Genomic DNA, 22784 nt, shown 5'->3' on the forward strand with positions numbered 1-22784 from the left:
TAAAGAAAAATGAGACGTTTCATACCGGCCCGGTATTGAGAATAGTGCAACCGGAGTTGAGCGTTCCGGTTTGAAGATGCGCAGACTGTTTCCAGCCTGCACATCGTTCAATCACACATCCAGCAACAAACGAGTCGGGTCTTCCAGAAGTTCCTTAATTGTCACTAAGAAACCAACAGATTCGCGTCCGTCAATTAAACGGTGATCATAGGAAAGTGCCAGATACATCATTGGCAAAATTTCTATTTTTCCGTCAACTGCCATAGGACGGTCCTGAATTTTATGCATTCCCAGAATTGCTGCCTGAGGCGGGTTAATAATCGGTGTTGACATCAGGGAACCAAACACACCACCATTTGTGATAGTGAAATTACCGCCGGTCAGTTCTTCAACCGTCAGCTTGCCCTCCTGACCTTTAACAGCGAGCTCTTTGATCCCTTTCTCGATTTCAGCAACACTAAGCATATCGCAATCTTTCAATACAGGCGTCACCAGACCACGAGGTGTTGATACCGCAATACTGATATCAAAGAAGTTATGATAAACAATATCTTCACCATCAATGGAAGCATTTACTTCAGGGTAACGTTTCAGCGCTTCAGTCACAGCTTTGACATAAAACGACATGAAACCCAGCCGGATACCATGTTTTTTCTCAAACAAATCCCGGTACTGTTTACGCAGCTCCATGATTGGCTTCATGTTGACTTCATTAAATGTTGTCAACATGGCAGTACTGTTTTTCGCTTCTAATAAACGCTCAGCAACACGCTTGCGTAAACGGGTCATCGGTACTCGTTTATGGCTGCGCTGGTTAGAAGAGACTGCAATTTCATCTTCCTGCGGTTTCACTTCCTGCTTCGGCGCAGTTGCCGCAGCAGATGCCAGATAAGACTCAACATCTTCTCTGGTAATCCGGCCACCAACACCGGTTCCCTGGACCTGTTCTGATGTCAGGCTGTGTTCCGCAAGTAAGCGGCGAACCGCCGGGCTTAATGCATCATTATTTTCTTCATTTAACGCTGCTTTATGTCTCTTATCCGGAGACGGCTTTGACACGTCCGTTGTATCTGAGGTTGGCTCCCCGGCAACAGCTCCGGGCTTCAAACGGGCAAGCAGCTGCTTTGAAAGAACGGTTGCACCTTCTTCTTCCAGAATCGCTTCTAAAACACCAGACTCAGGTGCAGGAACTTCCAGTACAACTTTATCCGTTTCAATATCAACAAGAACTTCATCCCGCTCAACTGAATCGCCAGGTGATTTATGCCATGTAGCAACCGTTGCATCTGCGACAGATTCAGGTAAATCCGGAACCAGAATTTCAATTGTCATATTTCTTTTCCTTTTACTTCTAGTTCTTAATCTAGTTTCAGAGCGTCTTCTACTAACGCCTTCTGCTGTTTCAAATGGACCGACATATAACCGACTGCAGGTGAGGCAGATGCCGGACGCCCTGCATAACGCAATGTCGCATCATCCGGAATCGACGCACGGAAATTATGTTGACTACAGTACCATGCTCCCTGATTCTGAGGCTCTTCCTGACACCAGACAAAGTCTTTCGCATTTTCATACTCAGCAATTGCAGTCCGGACATCTTCCATTGGGAATGGATATAACTGTTCAATACGGACAATTGCCACATCCTGCTGTTCGTTGTTTCTTCGCTGCTCCAGCAAATCGTAGTAAACCTTACCAGAGCAAAAAACAACCCGCTTGATTTGTTTTGGATCCATTTCATCAACTTCAGGAATCGCCGGCATGAAAGTCCCTTCAGACAGGTCCTCCAGAGATGAAACACACAGCGGATGTCTCAACAATGATTTCGGAGACATTACAATCAAAGGACGACGCATCGGCCGTATGACCTGACGACGCAGCATATGGTAAACCTGAGCTGGTGTTGAAGGAACAACCACCTGCATATTTTGCTCAGCACAAAGCTGCAAATATCGCTCAAGTCTTGCAGAGGAATGCTCTGGTCCCTGTCCCTCATATCCATGCGGCAACAGCATCGTTAACCCACACAAACGCGCCCATTTCTGTTCACCTGATGAAATGAACTGATCGATGACAACCTGAGCCCCGTTAGCAAAATCACCAAATTGAGCTTCCCAAAGTGTCAGTCCGCTTGGTTCAGCGGTTGCATAACCATATTCAAATGCCAGTACAGCTTCTTCAGAAAGCACTGAGTCAATGACCTGGAAAGGCCCCTGATTCGTATGCAGATTTTTCAACGGGATATAAGTGCTGGCGTCATCCTGATTATGCAGCACAGAGTGTCGGTGGAAGAAGGTTCCCCGACCGGAATCCTGCCCCGAGATCCGGATACGGTTGCCGTCATCAACTAACGTCGCATAAGCCAGAATTTCCGCCATCCCCCAATCCAGTGGCTTCTCACCTTTAATCATCGCCTGACGGTCAGTATAAATTTTCTGAACACGACTTTGCAGCTTATGACTTTCAGGATACATACAGACTCGTTTACCAATATCCTTCAGGCGCTCAGTATCAAATTCATTCTTCCATGATTCATCCCAGTCATGGGAAAGATAAGGAGACCAGTCAACGGAATGCATCGCCATCGGCCGCCACTCTTTCACGACAACTTCGCCATGATCAAGCGCATCCCGGTACTCATTGATGACCTGAGTAATTGTCCCGTCATCAACACTGCCCCGTTCGGTCAACCTATCCGCATATATCTTTCTTGGCGTTGGGTGTTTCTTGATTTTCTGATACATCAAGGGCTGGGTTGCATTAGGTTCATCTGCTTCATTGTGGCCATGACGCCGGTAGCAGACTAAATCAATCACGACATCCTGTTTAAACGCATTCCGGTAATCGAGTGCAATACGCGTGACAAACGCAACTGCCTCAGGATCATCAGCATTCACATGGAAAATCGGTGCCTGTACCATTTTTGCAATGTCAGTACAGTACATCGTTGAACGGGTATCTCTTGGATTGGATGTGGTGAAACCAACCTGATTATTGACGACAATTCGTACCGTTCCGCCAACCTGATATCCCCGGGCCTGAGACATATTAAAGGTTTCAGCAACCACCCCCTGCCCGGCCACTGCAGAATCACCATGAACAGTGATAGGCAGAACACTTGAGCCATCTTTATCGCCTAAACGGTCCTGACGGGCACGAACAGATCCCATGACGACAGGGTTTACGATTTCCAGGTGAGACGGGTTAAATGCCAGCGCTAAATGGACATTACCGCCAGGAGTAGCAAAATCAGCAGAGAAACCCTGATGGTATTTTACATCCCCGGTTCCCCAGGTTTCATCATGCTTACCGGCAAACTCATCAAACAAATCCTGAGGACGTTTACCCAGCACATTCACCAGCATATTCAGCCTGCCGCGGTGTGCCATACCAATCACAACTTCCCGCATTCCCTGAGCACCGGCATGACGAATCAGTTCTTTCGTCATCGGGATCAAAGCATCACCACCTTCCAGAGAAAAACGTTTAGCTCCGGGGAATTTCGCCCCCAGATAACGTTCCAAACCTTCGGCAGCAGTTAACTCTTCAAGAAACGTGATTTTTTCTTCCTTCGAGAATGAAGGCTGACCAACAACCGATTCAAGTTGCTGCTGAATCCAGCGCTTCTGCTCGGTGCTGGTCATGTGCATATACTCTGCACCAATGGAACCGCAATAAATTTTATTCAGAGATGTCTGGATATCTTTGAGCAACATGGTCTCCTGACCAATCGCAAAAGAACCAACATTAAACATCTCTTCCATATCATCGGAATTGAGATTATGAAAAGAAGGGTCAAGCTCGGCCACAGGCGGGCGTTGCCATAAACCCAGAGGGTCTAATTTCGCCGCTTCATGTCCCCGGAAGCGGTACGCATTGATTAACTGTAATACTCTTACCTGTTTAGCATCGACATCAGGATCACTAACTTGGACATTGTAATGCTTTGTCTCTTGAGCGAGTCGACGGAAGTAGTCACGGACACGTGAATGGGGTTGTTCTGCAACATCACCCGGGCTTGGTAGCCCTTCAAAAACACGTTTCCACTCCTCACTTACCAGATCGGGGTCACTTAAATAGAGTTCGTAGAGATCTTCTACATACGTTGCATTGGCGCCAGCCAAGTGTGAAGACTCGAGCCATGCCTTCATCACGCCGTTTTGCATATTTTCCCTTTACCAGTAGTTTTCACGTTTGCTGCGGTCTTAGCCGAGCTCTTAAGCAGGCCCGAAGGCCTGCAATTCTTATACTTCTGTTCTAAATCGAGCGTTTGATCAGCATGGATTTCACATGACCAATCGCTTTCGTCGGATTCAGTCCTTTAGGACAAACACTGACACAGTTCATAATGCCATGACAACGGAAAACGCTAAATGCATCGTCCAGATCAGATAAACGTTCTTCTGTTGCTGTATCACGGCTATCAATCAGCCAGCGATAAGCGGCCAGTAATCCGGCGGGTCCAATAAACTTATCCGGGTTCCACCAGAACGACGGACAAGACGTTGAACAACACGCACACATAATACACTCGTACAATCCGTCCAAATGCTTACGTTCATCCGGAGACTGCAGGTTTTCACGCGATGGCGGTAAATTGCCTTCTGATATTAAATAAGGTTTTACCTTTGCATAATTATCATAAAACTGCGCCATATCAACAATTAAGTCACGAATAACCGGCAAACCGGGTAGTGGTCGGATGACTATCTTATCTGAGGATAATTCAGACAGCGGTGTAATACACGCTAATCCGTTTTTTCCGTTCATATTCAGCCCGTCAGAACCACAGACACCTTCCCGGCACGAACGGCGAAATGCAATGGATGGATCCTGTTCTTTCAGTAAAATTAATGCATCCAGAACCATCATGTCAGAGCCTTCAGGAACTTCCAGCGTATAATCCTTCATATAAGGCTTATTATCGACATCCGGGTTGTAGCGATACAAAGAGAAGCTTAATTTCATCACATGTTCCTCCCCTAGTATGTTCTGACTTTTGGTGGAAATGCATCACGGTGAACCGGCGCCATATTGACTGAACGCTTGTTCATCTGCTCTGTTTCCGGATTATAAATTGAGTGACACAACCAGTTGTCATCATCACGTTCAGGGTAATCAAACCGGGCATGTGCGCCACGACTTTCGGTACGATAATTGGCAGCAACAGCTGTAGAATAGGCTGTTTCCATCAAATTATCGAGCTCAAGACATTCCACTCTCTGGGTATTGAATTCACTGGATTTGTCAGCCAGATGGGCATTTTTCAGACGCTCACGAATCTCTTTCAGCTCTTCTAAACCTTTCGCCATCGCATCACCTTCCCGGAAAACAGAGAAGCTATGCTGCATACAATTTTGCAGGTCTTTACGAATCTGAACCGGATCTTCACCACCCGTACTGTTTTCCCAGCGCAAATAACGACTGAGAGATGCTTCAATATCTGAATCAGTTGCATCTCGGGATTCAGATTGAGCTGCCAGAGTCTCCCCGAGATGCAGACCAGTTGCACGACCGAAGACCACCAGATCAAGCAGTGAGTTTCCGCCCAAACGATTCGCACCGTGAACAGAAACCGATGCGATTTCGCCGCAGGCAAACAAGCCCTGAACATCAACATCTTCTCCGGAAGCATTCTGCTTCAATGCCTGCCCGGAGACCTGAGTCGGCACACCGCCCATCATATAGTGACAGGTTGGAATCACCGGAATCGGTTCTTTTACCGGATCAACGTGAGCAAAGGTGCGGGACAACTCACAGATTCCCGGCAAACGGGACTCCAGCACATCGCCACCCAGATGATCAAGCTTGAGTTTGATGTGCGGCCCCCACGGACCATCACATCCACGCCCTTCACGGATTTCGATCATCATTGAACGGGCAACAACATCCCGGCCAGCAAGATCTTTTGCATTCGGTGCGTAGCGTTCCATAAAGCGTTCACCATCTTTATTCAGCAGGTAACCCCCTTCGCCACGGCAACCTTCTGTTACAAGCACTCCAGCACCGGCAATGCCTGTCGGATGGAACTGCCACATTTCCATATCCTGCATCGGCACACCAGCCCGCAGGGCCATACCAACACCATCACCGGTGTTAATATGCGCATTTGTGGTTGATGCATAAATACGGCCGGCACCACCTGTCGCTAAAATAGTCGCTTTCGATTTAAAGTAGCAAACTTCGCCTGTTTCCATACATAACGCCGTACAACCAACAACAGCCCCATCCTGGTTTTTCACCAAATCTAATGCATACCATTCAGAAAAGATGGTTGTCTGGTGCTTAATATTCTGTTGATACAATGTATGTAATAAGGCATGGCCTGTCCGGTCTGCTGCTGCTGCCGTTCTTGCAGCCTGCTCGCCACCGAATTCTTTTGACTGACCGCCAAACGGACGCTGATAAATTTTACCGTTGTCGAATCTTGAGAATGGTAGCCCCATCCGTTCCAATTCAATCACCGATTCAGGACCATTTTTACACATGTACTCGATTGCATTCTGATCACCAATATAATCAGAACCTTTGACCGTATCGTACATGTGCCACTGCCAGTTGTCCTCATGTGAATTACCGAGAGCAACAGTAATTCCGCCCTGAGCAGAGACGGTATGAGAACGGGTTGGAAAAACTTTAGATAACAAGGCACAAGTTAAGCCTTGTTCTGAAACCTGTAATGCAGCACGCATACCTGCACCACCAGCGCCGATAACAACGGCGTCAAATTCTCGAACTGGAATAGCCACTTAAACACCCCACAATACGAATAAACCAGAAAAAAAGTACCCCAGCAGCGCGGTGACAACCAGAAGCTGCAGCAATCCTCTTAACAAGACCTGCTTAACGTAGTCTGTCAGCACTTGCCATAAACCAATCCATCCATGAATCAGCACACAGCTCAGGGTTAACATTGTGAATATTTTAGTGAACAAGCTACCCCAGAAATGAGACCATAGCTCGTAGGTGATGGTGCCTGAAAAAACAAAAAAGCATACGAGATAAAGCGTATACAAGGCCATAATAATTGCGGTCGCACGTATCAACAGAAAATCATGAACGCCGTTACGACCCACTGAAGAAACGTGTTTTACCATACTAGTATTCCCGCTAAAAGAGATAGAAAGACGGTGGCGCCAAAAGCGATTTTCGCAGTCTGAGTTCCTGATTCAAGCTCTTCGAAATAGCCTAAATCCATGATCAGATGCCGGATTCCACCAACAATATGATAAGACAACGCAGTCAATATTCCCCATAAGATAAACTTCATAAAGAAGTGGCCGGCTATACCAGAGACATATTGAAAACCTTCAGGAGATGAGAGTGAAACCGATAAGAGCCATAGCAGAATTCCAATGGCCACAAACGTAATCACTCCTGTCATTCTGTGAAGAATGGAAGCAATAGCCGTGACCGGAAACCGCATGGTCTGTAAATCGAGATTCACAGGTCTGGACTTTTCTTTCACAATTTGCTCACTCAGCTTTTGATAAGCATTTTATATAGTTATAAACAAAAAAGTCAGTACTAACTGACAAAAATAACATTTTCTAAACAAATTCAATTCGTATACGGAAAAAATTGATAAATAATTGTTAAAAACCGAAAGTAAAGTGTAACAAAAATTTATTTACTGTTTATTTTATTATGCCGCTAAAACTGACTTATCCTTAGACAATATAAGATTTGCAACACTTTAATACAATTGATGTAACAATTTTTGCTACGCAGAACATATTTTTAACTTATTTCGCGAAAAAAAGGCAATTGAGTGCACACATCATAGGAGAAAAATTGACTTTAAAGTATTCCGGGGTAAGAATTTGCTTCGAAAACATCCTGGGCGGATTAATAAAAAATACATAAGGAGATTGTGTTATGGCAGATAAAAAAGCGACCCTTCATATTGAAGGTAAAGCGCCAATTGAGCTGCCAATTATCAATGGTTCAATCGGACCTGAGGTAATTGATGTTCGTCAGCTGGGAGCAAATGGTTACTTTACTTTTGATCCGGGTTTTCTTGCCACTGCATCCTGTGAATCTCAAATCACCTACATTGACGGAAACAAAGGTATCCTGCTACACCGTGGCTTTCCTATTGATCAGTTAGCCAATAACGCTGATTATTTAGAAGTTTGTTACATTCTTCTTTATGGGGAAGCACCTAACAGAAAGCAATACGAAGCTTTCCGGACAACGATTTCACGCCACACGATGGTTCATGAACAAATCGCAAGCTTTTTCCATGGTTTCCGGCGGGATGCTCACCCAATGGCGATTATGGTTGGTGTTGTTGGTGCTTTGGCAGCTTTCTATCACGACTCACTGGATATTAACAATGACAGCCACCGTGAAATCGCGGCATACCGGTTAATGTCAAAAATGCCGACTCTGGCGGCTATGTGTTATAAATACTCTGTCGGTCAGCCGTTTATCTATCCCCGTAATGATCTTGGATATGCGGAAAACTTCCTTCATATGATGTTTGCAACACCTTGTGAAGAGTATGATGTCAATCCAATCGTTGCGAGAGCAATGGATAAAATATTCACACTTCATGCGGACCATGAACAGAATGCATCCACCTCAACCGTTCGCCTGGCAGGCTCGTCAGGTGCAAACCCATTCGCGTGTATCGCCGCAGGTATAGCATCCCTGTGGGGGCCTGCGCATGGTGGCGCGAATGAAGCATGTTTGCGCATGCTTGAAGAAATCGGCAGCGTAGAACGTATCCCTGAGTTTATTGTGCGGGCAAAAGATAAAGATGACCCATTCCGGTTAATGGGCTTCGGTCACCGGGTTTATAAAAACTATGACCCGAGAGCAACTGTTATGCGGGAAGCCTGCCATGAGGTTCTGAAAGAACTGAATATTGATGATCCGTTGCTTGATGTGGCGATGGAGCTGGAAAAAATAGCTTTATCTGATGAATATTTTGTTGATAAAAAGCTCTATCCAAACGTCGATTTTTATTCCGGAATTATTCTGAAAGCGATCGGAATACCGGTTTCAATGTTTACCGTAATATTCGCTATGTCGCGGACGATCGGCTGGATTGCTCACTGGAATGAAATGCACAGTGATCCCGAAAGCCGGATTGGCAGACCAAGACAGCTTTATACCGGGAAAAAAATGCGGGATTTCACTGCATTACATGAACGGGAATAAGCCGGATAACAAACGAAAAACAAGAAGCGGGCTCCAAAGCCCGCTTCTTTCGTTATACCGGATTATCAATGTCAATAAATGTCACATCGAGCTCATGGTGCTCAGCCAGCCATTCACCCAAGGCTTTGACGCCATAACGTTCAGTTGCATGATGTCCGGCCGAAAAGAAATGAACCCCCTGCTCCCGTGCACTGTATGTGGTTCTTTCAGAAATTTCACCGGATATGAATGCATCCAGCCCTTTAGCCGCAGCCAGTTCGATATAATCCTGACCGCCGCCGGTACACCAGCCAATCGTATGTATCACCTTGTGTCCGGCTGAGATATGAAGCGGTTTACGCTCAAGCACCTGTTCAATCTTCTGACCAAATACTTCCGCATCTAAAGGCTGAGATAAAGTACCATACATCGCGACAGACTGGGGATGCTCTTCCAGCCCGCCTGCAACCTGAATGCCGAGTAAGTCAGCCAGCCTCGCGTTATTTCCCAGCTCGGGATGGATATCAAGCGGAAGATGGTAAGCATAAAGGTTGATATCATGTTTGACTAAAGAGCGAATGCGTTTGCCTTTCATACCTCGGACCGGCTCTGGCTCTCCTTTCCAAAAATATCCGTGATGCACCAGCAGTGCGTCCGCTTCAAGTTCAATGGCTTTTTCAATGAGAGCCTGAGAAGCGGTCACGCCGGTGATTACCCGTTTAACCTCTGCTTTTCCTTCAATTTGTAACCCATTTGGACAGTAATCCTTCACCATTTCCGGGCGTAATTTTTCATTCAGTAATGCTTCAAGAGTAAGGTGATTCATAGACCTTGCCTGATTTTTATATGATAACAATGAATTCAGGCTACAATGTAGCAGCCTGTGCATCAAGAGGATACATCAATGGATTTCAATCCACTCATGAAATGGATCATTCACTCACCTACATTGTTCAGCCTTAAGTATCCGGTTGTGGATGGATCGCCTTTCTCCGACGCATCTATTCCTGAAATTCAATTCAGACAGAACAACTCACGCCTCGGCTTTCTGTATCAGGATTTGTGTGCACAACTTTTTGACGCTCACCCGGATTACTCCATTGAAGCAGAAGAGCTGCAACTGACTGAAAACGGCAGAACTCTTGGCGCAATTGACTTCATCATTCATAATCACAAAACATCGGCAATTGAACACTGGGAAGTCGCAGTTAAGTTTTACCTTTTGTTGAATCAAAGGTGGTATGGACCGAATGCCAAAGATCGACTGGATAAAAAACTAAACCATATGCTGACACATCAGCTCCGGCTTTCAGAGCATCAGTTATTCATCCAACGGTATCCGCATTGGGCGACCTTAACACGTCATTTGCTGATGCAGGGAAGGCTTTATATCAATCCTTTTATTGATCAGTCTATCCCAACAGAATGTCTTGGCTATTCACTGAATCAATCGCAAATTCAGGGATTCTGGTGCTATCACTCGCAGGCAGACCAGATTAACTTCCCTCTTTATACTTTAGAGAAAAACCAATGGTTAACAGGAAGCCATCAACACTGCCTTTACGAAAAAAAGCAACCGGAATATTTCACTCACTGTATCTCAGATGAGGGGCAATTCTGGTTTATCGTTCCGGACAAGTGGCCTGGCTAATTAATCATTCCCGCTAATGAGAAAAGGTTCTTACCCATCAGAGCCCGATATTTAACAGAAAAGTTTTACTTTGATAAGCAGAGACTCAGATGACTTTTCTAATTGCAGGACAAGCTATAATCCCTGACGATGAAGTCCGAACCAACAGATGAAGAGGTAATCTCAAAACCAAACCGAATGCTCTGAAGACTGGCATTACCAAACCAGTCTTCTTTTTTTAACCACTTTGAAATTGCGACAATGTCAACTTTCTCTGCCGCAATCTTCTGTGTTCTGACAAAAGTGAAGACTTCATTCACACCATTTGTTCCCCGGTAGACATTCCAGGTGTGTCCGCCCAGGTGCAGATGATAAACGTCAGGAATCGCCATTCCCTGCGAATTATATGAGTAGGAGATCGGAGCAACATCCCCGTTGTAGTTCATCCACAACATGACTTCAAAACTGTGGTTGTCATACAACAAATCATAACTGACAACATAGTCACCACGCTTTGGAACCTGAACATCGAACTCACTCCGGCAGGAACGAAGTGAGTTCACCTCAATACTCTGCTCCGAAGAAACATGCGGGTATGCTTTGACACCATGACTATGGGGATGCTTCGCCCAAACGCCCCAGTTTTTAGCTGAATTGACCCACAAACATTGGGTGCCAGCGCCTTCTCCCCATATATTGTTATAAATGTTGTATTCATTATTAATATATGTGCCTTGCCGATCACAGGATGACCAGTTTGCAGCATTGACATAAAATGTCAGCGCTGACAAAAAAAGTACAACCATTGCGAGGCACCTGTTGTTCATATACTTCCTTACAAACCCATCCTGAATCCTTCAGAGAAAATACCACCAAATCAGGAAATAAATGAATCGTGTTTTGTTACACCTTGATGAGATTTCAAAGCAGTTCATGTTTTCAGAGAATTTTGTTGAGCGGGATGAAATTAACCAGGCCGGTGAGTCACCGAATAGAGACAAAACCACAATGCTGAGATTTCATATATAAAACTTTACACATAAAAAGACAAACCAGTTTCTGGTTTGCCCTTTTCAATTCAATCAGGTCTATACACCGGCGTTGATAAAGATCCGGTTGACTATCTCCTGAGCTTCAGACTCAATCTGCTTCAAATGGCTCTCCCCTTTGAAGCTCTCACAATAAATCTTATAAATATCTTCTGTACCGGAAGGACGGGCTGCAAACCAGCCAAAGTCAGTGGTGACTTTCAACCCCCCAATTGCTGCACCGTTACCAGGTGCATGAGTCAGACGTGCTGTAATCGGATCTCCGGCCAATGTCTCGGCGGAAACCATCTCCGGGGACATTTTCTTCAACACGTCTTTCTGAGGCGCAGAAGCCGCCGCCTGAATGCGGTTATACAGAGACTCTCCGTGTTTTGCTGCCAGCTCTTCATAATATTGCTGAGGATTCTTACCAGTCACCGCTGTGATTTCAGCAGCAAGTAAGCAAAGGATAATCCCATCTTTATCTGTCGCCCATGGTGTACCATCAAATCTGAGCAGAGACGCTCCCGCGCTCTCTTCACCAGCGAACCCAAATTTTCCCTGGAATAAGCCATCAACAAACCATTTAAATCCAACCGGAACTTCACAGAGCTCCCGGCCTAAATCTGCAACAACCCGATCAATCAAAGCACTGGATACCAGAGTCTTACCGACAGCCACCCTCTGATCCCAGTTACGGTGACGGAAAAGGTAATCAATACACACAGCCAGGAAGTGGTTAGGATTCATTAATCCTTTTGGGGTCACAATGCCATGACGGTCATAATCAGGATCATTACCAAACGCTAAGTCATACTCATCTTTCAGCGCCAGAAGCCCTGCCATTGCATAAGGTGATGAGCAATCCATCCGGATCACACCATCTTTATCCAGTGTCATAAACTGAAATGTGGGATCAACAGCCTCATTCACCAAATGTAAGTTCAGCTTGTAGGTCGCTGCAATTTGTCGCCAGTACTCAATCCCGCTGCCACCCAGTGGATCAATACCAATCTTCAGGTTTGCTTTCTGAATTGCATCGATGTCAATAACATTCACTAAATCATCAACATATGGGGAAATCAGATCCTGCTCGACATACAAAACTGAAGTAACAGCCCTTTCATAAGGAATACGCTTCACAGCACTTAAACGCCCGGCAATAATCTCATTCGCCCGCGACTCTATTGCCTGAGTAATTTCTGCCTCAGCAGGTCCGCCATGAGGAGGATTATATTTAATACCACCATCCTGAGGCGGGTTATGAGATGGGGTAATCACAATGCCATCAGACAATACATCCGGATAAGTGCGGTTGAATGTTAATATCGCATGAGAAATTCCGGGGGTTGGCGTATAACTTTTTCCCTCTTGAGCAATCACACCGACATTATTTGCAATTAATACCTCTACAACACTGGAAAAAGCTGACTCAGATAAAGCATGCGTGTCCTTCCCGATAAATAATGGCCCTTCAATACCACGCAGCGCACGCACTTCAACAATTGCCTGAGTAATTGCTAAGATGTGTGCTTCATTAAATGTGCATTTGCATGATGAGCCACGGTGGCCGGAGGTACCAAATTCGACTTGATGGCTCTGATTTGAAGGGTCGGGTTGAAGCCGGTAATAATCAGACATAAGCGCAGGAATATTGTTTAAATCTCCCTGCTGTGCTTTTTGTCCTGCACGAGGGTGAATCGCCATATGACATCCTTTGTTTCAAAATTAAGAAAAAGCCTTATCCAGACAGATAAGGCCATCGGTATCCTAAATTAAAGCGCATTTATCACTTTTTCTGTAATTTCTGCCGGGAAATTCATCCGGCTCATTACCTGTTCGACCATTTGCTGCTTACGGCTGGTGTTATTATTTGTAATGACCCAAAATGGCGTATGGGGGATGGCTTTTGGCTTTGTTGTTTTTCCGTGTTCCAGCAGCGTTTGTTCATTGTCTGCAAAGTAAACCCGCTTTCTGCCTTTAACCTGCGTCGCTTCTGAGAAGCTTTCAGAATCAACTGAATAAAGTACAGAAAGAACCAGTAAAAACCGGTCAATCACTTTACGCTGCTCAGCAAATTCATCCGAGAGCAGCAGTTCTCTTATCATTCTCACACCGGATTCTTTATTGTCATTTCCGGCCTCTTTACTGACAACAATACCTTGGGGTTGACTCTTGTCCGGAGAAACACCTGTCTCAGGAGTTTCAGAAATAAACGGTTCATTCCCGGTATCAGTATTTAGCAAGCGGCGCAAAATATCAGAAGCGCTTTCCCCGATATGACGGGTCTGACTTGCAATGTAACGATAGATTTCCTCATCAACCTCAATTGTTTTCATTCGCTTTTCACAATCTCTACGTTAAAACTCTCTGGAATTATATACCTAAATAACATGAAGATGCGAGTCTGTGCAATCGGCCGCTGACACAAACGACTCATCCATCTCAATTTGTACACACTCATTAAATAATCACCGGGATACAGACGATAAAAAGTTTCAGAAAGATATGAACAACAGGATCACCACTCTTTTGGTCACGTCACTGACATGAAATGATATCCTGACGAGAATATCGGTTGAAAACCAGCAACGAATGGTGCATTTTTATTTCCCCGGAAAAAACCAGACTCAAATAAAGCATGTCAGCACTACTTCATTATAAAGTGGAAGGAAGCGGTACACCGCTGCTCCTGATTCACGGACTATTCGGTAATCTCGATAATTTAGGCGGACTGTCCCGCGACCTGAAAGAAGATTATCAGGTCATCCGGGTTGATCTGAGAAACCACGGTTTGTCATTCCACTCGGATCAACATAATTATGAGCTTATGGCCGGAGATGTGGCTCAATTACTTCAGTCACTTGAACTATCTGATGTCATCGTTGTGGGCCATTCCATGGGAGGAAAAGTGGCGATGAAACTCGCTGCTGAGCACCCGAAACTGGTCCGTTCCCTGATCGTCATGGATATGGCCCCGGTCAGATACGATCAACACCGGCACGATAATGTTTTCGCCGGACTATTTGCCGTACAGGAACGTCGTCCTTCCGACAGAGAAGAAGCAATGGATATTCTGGCTCAACATATCGAAATGCTTTCGGTCAGACAGTTTCTGGGAAAATCTCTGTATAAAGAAAACAATACCATCCGACAGCGTTTCAATGTCAACGCTTTGTTTGCGAATTACCAATCGATTCTGGACTGGCATCCGGTTCAACCGGTCCGCAAGCCAGTATTGTTTCTCAAAGGTGCAGACTCAGATTATATTACTCAGGATGCACAAGCAGCGATTCAGCAGCAGTTTCCTCAAGCCAAAGCACACATTATTGCGAATACCGGACATTGGTTACATGCCGAAAAACCACAGGATGTCCTGCGTGTCATTCGCCGGTTTCTGGCATCTGTGTAAAAGTAAACTCATTGATTTCAAAGTGGATCGTAAAGAGACATATTTTTGCGCTCCGGCAAAACATTAACTTTATAAAATAACAGTGGTATAGTGCGCGCAATCACAAATGGTCACAGCATCGTGGTTGAGCTTATCTCTCCAACGTATGAAAATTGAAAGGTAACAATTCTATGGCAAGTGTAGGAATCTTCTTTGGAAGTGATACAGGCAATACTGAAGCCGTTGCGAAAATGATTCAAAAGCAACTGGGTGAAAAACTCGTTCACGTTCAGGATATCGCAAAAAGCAGCAAGGAAGATATTGATAATTATGATCTGCTGCTTCTGGGAATTCCTACATGGTATTACGGAGAAGCTCAGTGTGACTGGGATGATTTTTTCCCTGAACTTGAGTCTATCGACTTTTCAACCAAATTAGTTGCTATTTTCGGTTGCGGTGATCAGGAAGATTATGCGGAATACTTCTGTGATGCCATGGGAACCATTCGCGATATTATCGAAGCCAAAGGCGCTACAATCATCGGTCACTGGCCTACAGACGGATATGAGTTTGAAGCCTCTAAAGCTTTGGCCGATGACAGTCATTTTGTTGGGCTATGCATTGACGAAGATCGCCAGCCGGAACTCACTGATGAAAGAGTGACTACCTGGGTGAAACAGATCTACGAAGAAATGTGTCTGGCAGAACTGGAAGACTAATTCAGACGACATCAGATCGTCATGAATTTTTCTGTGTTGATGTCATTTACCGATCATTTCAATCAATATCAATGAATAACATGATACGGTTCGATTCCTCGTGTTATTCATTGCATTACCGGCAACCCAATCACATCATCCGCGCAAGCTATTTATTGTTGCTTACTGTATATTAAGCATTCCTTCGCTAACTATATAAAAAAGTCATATTTCTGACATTAGTTCGTATTTGCGATGACAAATGCAAACAATACACTTTTAAAGTTAATGGTTTATTGTTTACAATGTCTAACCTATAATAACGAAAATAGTAATTAAACTCTGTTACTGATGCAGCTCGTCAACAGGAAAAAATATGTCTGATAATAACCAAGCACTGAAAGATGCTGGTCTGAAAGTTACGCTTCCAAGATTAAAAATTCTCGAAGTCCTTCAGCAACCAGAATGCCAACACATTAGTGCTGAAGAACTGTACAAAAAGCTAATCGATTTTGGTGAAGAGATCGGACTTGCGACAGTTTACCGGGTATTGAACCAGTTCGATGATGCCGGAATTGTGACACGTCACCATTTCGAAGGTGGAAAATCCGTATTTGAATTATCTACGCAACAACATCACGATCATTTAGTGTGCCTGGATTGTGGTGAAGTAATTGAATTTTCTGATGAAATCATTGAACAACGCCAAAAAGAGATTGCGGCGCAATACAATGTAAAACTCACCAATCATAGCTTATACCTCTATGGCAAATGTGGCGAAGGAAATTGTAAAGAAAATCCTGACGCACATAAACGAAGAAAGATTTAATAAAAAAGCCACCATAATATGGTGGCTTTTTTATAACTTCATCCAGCAGATATCACAAATAATCGCGAATCAATAATTCAGCAATCTGCACAGCATTCGTCGCCGCACCTTTTCTGATATTATCCGCAACAATCCAAAGATCTAAGCCATTGTGATGGCTGATATCATTACGAATTCTTCCGACAGATACGGTATCCTGACCACCGGCATCTCTGACTTGTGTAGGAAAATCGGTGCCGGTGAACACAGAAACATAATCTGTTTGTTCCAGTAACTCAATCACCTGTTCAGCATCAACCGGCGTACAGGTTTCCAGGTGAACAGCTTCAGCGTGCCCATAGAAAACCGGTACCCTGACACACGTTGGGTTCACCTGAATTGATGAATCATTAAAGATTTTCTGCGTCTCCCAAACCATCTTCATCTCTTCACGGGTATAACCATTGTCCATGAACTCATCAATTTGAGGGATGCAATTAAATGCAATCTGCTGACTGAAGGCTTCAGGTTCGGCGGGCATACCATTCAAAAGTTTTGCTGTTTGTCCGGCTAACTCATCAATCCCCGGCTTCCCGGCACCCGATACCGACTGATAGGTCGTCACATTAATACGGTCAATACCAACCAAATCATAAATTGGCTTGAGCGCAACCAACATCTGAATGGTCGAACAATTTGGATTAGAAATAATATTCCGGTTTCTGTACTCGGCAATCGCCTCAGGGTTCACTTCAGGCACAACGAGTGGCACATCGTAGTCATAGCGAAACTGTGATGTATTATCGATGACAATAACGCCCTCATCAGCAGCGACTGGCGCCCACTGTTCCGATAATTTTCCTCCGGCAGAAAACAACGCGATATGAACCTGAGACCAGTCAAAATCTTCAACATTCTGTACCCGAATCGTTTTTCCGCTGAAACGATACGTCTTTCCTTCGCTACGCTCACTGGCAAGCAAAAACAGTTCATTGACAGGAAACTCTCTTTCCTGAAGTACTTCGAGTATCGTTTCGCCAACGGCACCTGTTGCGCCTAAAACAGCAACATTAAATTCCTGGGTCATTTCTTTCCTCAATATGAAAACCTAAATCAAACAGTGACTTCAACCGACAGTTTTGTCCACCTACAATTTTTATTGAACCATACTCACGTCGATCCCAATAGTTTTTTCGCATCGCATCAAATGCGCCCGGAGAGCCAACCTTTCTGCGAAACAACGCATCATCACGACGAACATCGTAAACCAGATGAATTAAATTCCCCAGCGTTGCTTCATCCCAGGGCCGCGACAGGGCCACTTCATGAACTGGTGCTGTGGGTAGCAGTTTGGTCGGGCTGGCCCATTGATCATACCCCAGAAATGCACAATAACTATTAAAAATCATCGTGGTTCCGCGAGCCTTTCCTTCGAGTCCATAACCAGCAATATGTGGGGTTGCAAACGCTAAAAGCGGCAACAGTTCCATATCAACCTGAGGCTCAAACTCAAACACATCCAGCACTGCAATAAAGCCATCCTGTTTTTGTAATCTTAGCTTCAATGCCTGATTATCGACAACCGGACCTCTGGCTGCATTAATCAGAATCTGATCTCCCCGCAGCTTCATCAATACATTTTCATTCATCAGATGATGTGTGGGCCACTCACCATCTTTCACCAGTGGCGTATGCAATGTAATAACATCGGATTTTTCCAGTAACTCATCCAGCGGTGTGAAATGACGGGAATCTCCCCCAGCTTCTTTCGGCGGATCATTGAGCAGCACTCTGATACCAATCCCGGTCAACACATCTGACAAGTAGGAACCAACCTGTCCGCCTCCAATAATACCAACCGTCTTATCAAATACAGAGAAACCATGCTGCTGAGCCAATACCATTAACACACTAAAAACATACTCAGCCACGCCGACCTTATTGCACCCGGGAGCTGCGGTGAAAAAGATCCCTTTCTCATGCAACAGCTGCTGATTCACATGATCTGTCCCGGCTGTGGCAGTACCAACAAACTTCAGCTTGTCAGCTTTTTGCAATAGTGCTTCATTCACCTGGGTCACCGAACGAATCATTAATGCATCCACATCAATCAAATCATCCGGGGTTAAATCCCGGCCAGACTTAAGTATTACATTCCCTAACTGACTGAATAGCTGTTCAGCATAAGGCATATTTTCATCAATGAGGATTTTCATAATTAGCCGTTACTTCAAATAATCATTATGTTCTGTTGGTCGATTGTACAAAAACTCTGAAGCAGGTTCGACATAAAAAATACCCGGCATATGCCGGGTATCGGATTTAGTTCTGTCGTCAGTGAAAAACAAACTATCCCTGGTATTTACGCACAACCAGAGAAGCATTTGTTCCGCCGAAACCGAAGCTGTTTGACATCACAGTCGTCATTTCCTGCTCTCGTGTTTCTCTCACGATGTCCAGTCCCTGCGCCGCATCGTCGAGTGTTTCAATATTCACACTTGGTGCAATAAAGTTATGATGCAACATCAACGTTGAGTAAATCGTTTCATGTACACCAGCAGCGCCCAGAGCATGCCCTGTCATTGCCTTCGTTGCTGAAATTGCCGGGCTGTTATCCCCGAACAATGACTGAATGGCCTCAAGTTCTTTGATATCACCGACCGGTGTGGATGTTCCATGCGTGTTAATATAGTCAACATGATCAACATTCTGCATCGCCATTTTCATACAACGCACAGCACCTTCTCCGGATGGTGCAACCATGTCATAACCATCAGAGTTCGCGCCATACCCGACAATCTCACCATAAATCGTGGCACCACGGGCCAATGCATGCTCAAGCTCTTCAACAACAACCATGCCGCCACCGCCGGAAATGATAAAGCCATCACGATTTGCGTCATAGGTCCGGGATGCTTGTTCTGGTGCATCATTATACCTGGTTGACAAAGCGCCCATCGCATCAAACATCATGGTCATGGACCAGTCCAGCTCTTCACCACCACCGGCAAAAACAATGTCCTGCTTGCCAAGCTGAATCAGCTCAGAGGCATGGCCGATACAATGTGCAGATGTTGAGCACGCAGAGCTCATAGTGTAGTTCACACCACGAATTTTAAATGGCGTGGCAAGACAGGCTGACACGGTTGATGACATGGTCCGGGTCACCATATACGGACCAACCCGTTTCACACCTTTTTCACGCAAAGTATCAATCGCAATCGACTGATTCAGCGCAGATGCACCACCAGAGCCCGCAACAATACCGGTTCTGTCATTTGAAACCATTTCAGGCGTCAGACCGGCATCTTCAATCGCCTGCTGCATAGATAAATAGGCATAAGCGGCTGCGTCACCCATGAAACGCATTTGTTTTCTGTCTATATGATCTGCCGGATTTATTTTCAGGTCTCCCCAGACCTGAGAACGCAATCCTTTCTCTTTAAATTGCTCAGACGCTGTAATACCTGAGTTTCCAGCCTTTAAAGATGCCAGAACTTCCTCGACATTGTTACCGATACTAGAAACAATACCCATACCGGTTATTACAACTCTTTTCATATAAATATCCTATAATTCAAACTTACCAACACGATGATAACCGACAAGCGTTACAAAAGTGGTCAGCTTTCCGGGAAATCCGTACAATCGCCCCATCATACTTTATATTTCACCAATGAATAACCACAATGAATAAACTTCAGCATGCCCAGCTTGACTGGAATGAATCCGGCACCCCGGTTTCTGACCAGTTTGATGATGTCTATTTTTCTAATCACAACGGACTGGAAGAAACCCGCTACGTATTCCTTCATCAAAACTATCTGCCTGAAAGATGGCATGATTTCAGGAAACAACGTTTTGTGATTGGTGAAACAGGTTTTGGCACCGGACTGAATTTTCTGGTTGCCTGGCAATACTTTGACCGGTTTCGTCAGGAAAACCCGCAAGCCCAGCTGCAACAATTACATTTTATCAGTTTTGAAAAATATCCCTTAAGCCGGGTGGATCTCGTCAAATCGCATCAGGCATGGCCTGAACTGGGAGAGTATGCCAGCGCATTACAAAACCACTACCCGTCTGCAGTACCGGAATGCCACCGGATCGTCTTTGCTGATGGCGCAGTCACACTGGATTTGTGGTTTGGTGACATACAGGATTGCATGCCGCAACTACCGGTGTCCAAACATGGGTTGATTGACGCGTGGTTCCTCGATGGCTTTGCGCCGGGAAAAAATCCGGATATGTGGAATCAGACCATTTTCAATCAAATGGCAAAACTGGGACGTGAAGATGCAACCTGTGCGACCTTTACGGCTGCCGGATTTGTTCGCCGCGGACTGAATGAAGCCGGATTTAAAATGCAGAAAGTCAAAGGCTTCGGCACAAAAAGAGAAATGCTTGCCGGCCAGTTAGAACACCCCTCCGGATGGACAAACACCCCGCCGTGGTACGCTTATCAAAGCGTTTCAGATATCAACGATATCGCCATCATTGGTGGCGGTATTGCCACTGCAGCTCTGGCTAAATCTTTAACCCGGCGGGGAATCAAAGTCTCTGTCTATTGCCAGGATCAGCATCTGGCTCAGGGTGCTTCAGGCAACAGACAAGGCGCACTTTATCCCTTATTGAATGCGGTACATGACCCACTCTCAAGAATTTTCGCCGGAAGTTTTCTGTTTGCCCGTCAATTTTTTGACCAGTGTGCGATGGATATCCGGTTTGACCATCAATGGTGTGGCGTCACACAACTGATGTGGGATGAAAAATCACAGAAAAAACTGGCTCCGGTTGCCGGGAGCCTCTTCCCGACAGAGCTGGTCACCAGACTCAGTCCGGAACAAACCTCATTCACTCTGGGACAACCCGTTAGCGTTGAAAGCCTGCACTACCCGCAGGGGGGCTGGCTATGTCCGGCTCAATTCACTGAACAGCTGCTAACTCATCTGGAAGAACAGGGAAAACTTCACCTGCATCGTGGTATCCGGATTTCTCAGATCGCCCGGGATGAAGCGCAGCAAGTCTGGCACCTGACATCAGATGATCAAGTGTTCCGGCATCAATGTGTTGTGATAGCGACCGGCCATCAGTTCGATGAATTCGCACAAACCAAAAATTTACCCTTAGCGAAAGTCAAAGGTCAGGTCAGTCATATCCCGACTACAGAAAATCTCAGTAAGCTAAACAATGTCTTGTGCTACGATGGTTATATGACTCCGGTTAACCCCGAAAATCAGTCTCATTGCATCGGTGCAAGCTATGATCGCCAAAATACCGATACAGAATTTGATGTGGATGCACAAAGAGAAAACGGGGAGAAACTGAAAAAGTGCATTCCCGACCAGTCATGGCCTGACGAAGTCGACCTCTCTGCAAACCATGCCCGTCAGGGGGTGCGTTGTGTCAGCCGGGATCATTTACCTTTCGTCGGAAATCTGGGAGATTTTGACTGGATTCAGAGTCACTATCAAAACCTGCAGCATCAGGATGAAACGAATGCCGAAACCGTTCACCTTTATCCCGGGTTATATGCCTTTTTAGGGCTTGGCTCACGAGGATTATGTTCCTCACCTCTGATGGCTGAATTGCTGACTTCTGTCATATGCAACGATCCGATTCCGCTTTCGGTTGATCTGTTGGAAAGGCTCCATCCGGCACGCATGTGGATCAGAAAACTTCGCAAAGGCAAGACACTCTGAAAAAACGACCTGATATCTCCCCAAATAACCTGAAGATGCAAATTATTTGGAAATATAAACGAAAACCACCAGCATGCTGGTGGTTTCCCATAAAGCAAACATAACTGCAGAGATCACAGCCGCTGCTGAAGTTCTTCCCATAATTGCATGACAATAACTCTGTCAGCCGGAGTCAGTTCAGATCGGGCCTGCTCTACACTGTCTTCAATACGGGCTTTCAGAATCGTAATATCTTCGATGCCATCTTCCTCACATGATGCCGCAGCAAGAGAAATATGACCTCTTAAATAACCGCCGGCAAACAACTCATCATCAGATGCATTTTCAATACGTTCGTCAATCAAAGTCAGTATTTTCTCTTCAAACTCAATAATCATATGATA

Annotated in this window: 20 protein-coding genes; 6 read left to right on the plus strand and 14 right to left on the minus strand. The window is 45.2% G+C overall.

The features are described from left to right. Positions 1-111 precede the first annotated feature (111 nt). From odhB to sdhC, 6 genes are all read right to left on the minus strand, one after another. Positions 112-1332 carry a 2-oxoglutarate dehydrogenase complex dihydrolipoyllysine-residue succinyltransferase gene (odhB, locus tag OC443_RS14545; protein WP_073581357.1) on the minus strand — a complete coding sequence of 407 codons (1221 nt, stop codon included), beginning with the start codon at positions 1330-1332 and terminating at the stop codon, positions 112-114. 26 nt (positions 1333-1358) lie between these two features. Beyond that, positions 1359-4166 (minus strand): 2-oxoglutarate dehydrogenase E1 component, encoded by a 2808-nt coding sequence (sucA, locus tag OC443_RS14550; RefSeq protein ID WP_073581355.1) that lies wholly within the window; start codon positions 4164-4166, stop codon positions 1359-1361. Positions 4167-4257: 91 nt separating this feature from the next. After that, positions 4258-4968: a succinate dehydrogenase iron-sulfur subunit gene (locus OC443_RS14555; RefSeq protein ID WP_073581353.1), complete on the minus strand. Its 711-nt coding sequence runs from the start codon at positions 4966-4968 to the stop codon at positions 4258-4260. A gap of 14 nt (positions 4969-4982) precedes the next feature. Next, positions 4983-6749: a succinate dehydrogenase flavoprotein subunit gene (gene sdhA, locus OC443_RS14560; protein WP_073581351.1), complete on the minus strand. Its 1767-nt coding sequence runs from the start codon at positions 6747-6749 to the stop codon at positions 4983-4985. After that, positions 6750-7097: a succinate dehydrogenase, hydrophobic membrane anchor protein gene (sdhD, locus tag OC443_RS14565; RefSeq protein ID WP_073581349.1), complete on the minus strand. Its 348-nt coding sequence runs from the start codon at positions 7095-7097 to the stop codon at positions 6750-6752. Further along, entirely contained in the window at positions 7091-7471 is a 381-nt protein-coding gene (sdhC, locus tag OC443_RS14570) for a succinate dehydrogenase cytochrome b556 subunit (protein ID WP_370738737.1), read from the minus strand. The genes sdhD and sdhC overlap by 7 nt, the downstream gene beginning before the upstream one ends. 407 nt (positions 7472-7878) lie before the next feature. On the opposite strand from sdhC, the gene OC443_RS14575 reads away from it, so the two are divergent. Next, positions 7879-9168: a citrate synthase gene (locus tag OC443_RS14575; protein ID WP_073581345.1), complete on the plus strand. Its 1290-nt coding sequence runs from the start codon at positions 7879-7881 to the stop codon at positions 9166-9168. Positions 9169-9220: 52 nt separating this feature from the next. On the opposite strand, the gene OC443_RS14580 is transcribed toward OC443_RS14575, so the two are convergent. After that, positions 9221-9973, minus strand: coding sequence for a Nif3-like dinuclear metal center hexameric protein (locus tag OC443_RS14580; RefSeq protein WP_073581343.1), 753 nt, complete (start codon positions 9971-9973; stop codon positions 9221-9223). 78 nt (positions 9974-10051) lie between these two features. Here OC443_RS14580 and OC443_RS14585 point away from each other — a divergent pair, with 78 nt between their 5' ends. After that, positions 10052-10798 carry a DUF1853 family protein gene (locus OC443_RS14585; RefSeq protein WP_073581341.1) on the plus strand — a complete coding sequence of 249 codons (747 nt, stop codon included), beginning with the start codon at positions 10052-10054 and terminating at the stop codon, positions 10796-10798. A 98-nt stretch (positions 10799-10896) separates the two neighbouring features. Here OC443_RS14585 and OC443_RS14590 read toward each other — a convergent pair whose 3' ends face one another. The 3 genes from OC443_RS14590 to seqA form a co-directional block, all read right to left on the minus strand. Beyond that, positions 10897-11583, minus strand: a complete 687-nt coding sequence (locus OC443_RS14590; protein WP_159440314.1) for a GH12 family glycosyl hydrolase domain-containing protein — start codon at positions 11581-11583, stop codon at positions 10897-10899. Between the two features lie 282 nt (positions 11584-11865). Continuing rightward, the gene (gene pgm, locus OC443_RS14595) at positions 11866-13512 is read right to left on the minus strand and encodes a phosphoglucomutase (alpha-D-glucose-1,6-bisphosphate-dependent) (RefSeq protein ID WP_073581337.1); all 1647 of its coding nucleotides are present in this window, start codon (positions 13510-13512) and stop codon (positions 11866-11868) included. 68 nt (positions 13513-13580) lie between these two features. Beyond that, positions 13581-14144: a replication initiation negative regulator SeqA gene (seqA, locus tag OC443_RS14600; RefSeq protein WP_073581336.1), complete on the minus strand. Its 564-nt coding sequence runs from the start codon at positions 14142-14144 to the stop codon at positions 13581-13583. 302 nt (positions 14145-14446) lie between these two features. Here seqA and OC443_RS14605 point away from each other — a divergent pair, with 302 nt between their 5' ends. From OC443_RS14605 to fcrX, 3 genes are all read left to right on the plus strand, one after another. Next, on the plus strand, positions 14447-15217 hold the full coding sequence (locus OC443_RS14605) for an alpha/beta fold hydrolase (RefSeq protein ID WP_073581334.1): 771 nt from the start codon (positions 14447-14449) through the stop codon (positions 15215-15217). A 170-nt stretch (positions 15218-15387) separates the two neighbouring features. Further along, positions 15388-15915: a flavodoxin FldA gene (gene fldA / locus OC443_RS14610; protein ID WP_073581332.1), complete on the plus strand. Its 528-nt coding sequence runs from the start codon at positions 15388-15390 to the stop codon at positions 15913-15915. Positions 15916-16270: 355 nt separating this feature from the next. Then, positions 16271-16723: a ferric iron uptake transcriptional regulator FcrX gene (fcrX, locus tag OC443_RS14615; protein ID WP_073581330.1), complete on the plus strand. Its 453-nt coding sequence runs from the start codon at positions 16271-16273 to the stop codon at positions 16721-16723. 52 nt (positions 16724-16775) lie between these two features. Here fcrX and OC443_RS14620 read toward each other — a convergent pair whose 3' ends face one another. The 3 genes from OC443_RS14620 to fabB all read right to left on the minus strand — a co-directional run bounded on the left by OC443_RS14620 (position 16776) and on the right by fabB (position 20263). Beyond that, positions 16776-17789, minus strand: a complete 1014-nt coding sequence (locus OC443_RS14620; RefSeq protein ID WP_073581328.1) for an aspartate-semialdehyde dehydrogenase — start codon at positions 17787-17789, stop codon at positions 16776-16778. After that, the gene (locus tag OC443_RS14625) at positions 17773-18918 is read right to left on the minus strand and encodes a 4-phosphoerythronate dehydrogenase (RefSeq protein ID WP_073581326.1); all 1146 of its coding nucleotides are present in this window, start codon (positions 18916-18918) and stop codon (positions 17773-17775) included. Before OC443_RS14625 ends, OC443_RS14620 begins: the two co-directional genes overlap by 17 nt. A gap of 133 nt (positions 18919-19051) precedes the next feature. Beyond that, a complete protein-coding gene (gene fabB, locus OC443_RS14630) occupies positions 19052-20263 on the minus strand; it encodes a beta-ketoacyl-ACP synthase I (protein ID WP_073581324.1) in 1212 nt (403 codons plus the stop codon). 128 nt (positions 20264-20391) lie between these two features. Between fabB and mnmC the strand changes: the two genes are divergently transcribed. Then, the gene (gene mnmC / locus OC443_RS14635; protein ID WP_073581322.1) at positions 20392-22401 is read left to right on the plus strand and encodes a bifunctional tRNA (5-methylaminomethyl-2-thiouridine)(34)-methyltransferase MnmD/FAD-dependent 5-carboxymethylaminomethyl-2-thiouridine(34) oxidoreductase MnmC; all 2010 of its coding nucleotides are present in this window, start codon (positions 20392-20394) and stop codon (positions 22399-22401) included. A 113-nt stretch (positions 22402-22514) separates the two neighbouring features. Here the strand turns inward: mnmC and OC443_RS14640 are convergent, their stop codons facing one another. Further along, positions 22515-22778 (minus strand): YfcL family protein, encoded by a 264-nt coding sequence (locus tag OC443_RS14640; protein WP_073581320.1) that lies wholly within the window; start codon positions 22776-22778, stop codon positions 22515-22517. Positions 22779-22784 lie beyond the last annotated feature (6 nt).

This window comes from Vibrio quintilis, assembly GCF_024529975.1.
Classification (GTDB): Bacteria; Pseudomonadota; Gammaproteobacteria; order Enterobacterales; family Vibrionaceae; genus Vibrio; species Vibrio quintilis.